The 699-nt window shown below is 68.1% G+C and carries 1 protein-coding gene; it reads right to left on the bottom strand.

Features of this window, described 5'->3' with window-relative positions:
* Nucleotides 1–699 (bottom strand): hypothetical protein (locus E4U92_RS35600; RefSeq protein WP_168725288.1); only part of this gene is annotated, 699 nt, incomplete at both ends.

The raw sequence follows: 699 nt of genomic DNA, 5'->3' as shown, positions 1-699 counted from the left end.
AGCTGGCGAGGTTGATGTCGACGCCGTCGTCACCGCGGTCGATGACGTCGGCCGGGGTTTCCGTGGTCCGGACGTGCAGGGTGATGCGGACGGAGCGGTCGCCGACGTAGTCGCGGATCGTGTCGTGCTTGCGGAGCAGTTCGATGATCCGGATCGCCTTGTCGCGGTATCTCTCGTCGGTGTGCTTGAGGTTGGTGAACTCGAAGTTCCCCGACTTGAAGGGGACGAGGACCGGGTCCGCTTGAGCGGACGGGGCGTCGGTGGCCTGCGGCATACGCGGTGCCACGCCGGTGTGGGACTGGGGCAGCCGGGGTTGCGTCGCACCTGGGGCGGCCGGTGGCAGGCTGGGCTGCTGGATGCTGTCGCCGCGGTTGTTGGTGCCGACGCTGGTGGCGAGTTGGGCGAAGTCGGCGAGGACGCCGAACCGTCCCTTGTCGGCGGGGAGCAGGGCTCGTACGGGGCTGTCGGCGGGCAACTGCGCGGCGAACTGTTCCTTGTAGGCGTTGTAGACCCGTGCCGTGTAGCTGGGGTCGAGGATCGCCTTGGCCCGGTGGTCGTTCGTGACGGCGATGGAGGCGAGGTCCATCAGGTAGGTGTCGATCAGGTCGGTCACGTCCCGCGTCTTGGCTCCGGGCACCCCCACCCGGGCGCGGTGTTCGAGGACGTGGGCCATCTCTGTGACGATGGTGCGGTAGATGC

Origin of the sequence: Streptomyces galbus, from assembly GCF_005280195.1 — a bacterium.
GTDB classification, from domain to species: Bacteria; Actinomycetota; Actinomycetes; order Streptomycetales; family Streptomycetaceae; genus Streptomyces; species Streptomyces galbus.
The sequence above is the reverse complement of the archived record's forward strand: the minus strand, read 5'-3'. Positions and strand labels throughout refer to the sequence as shown.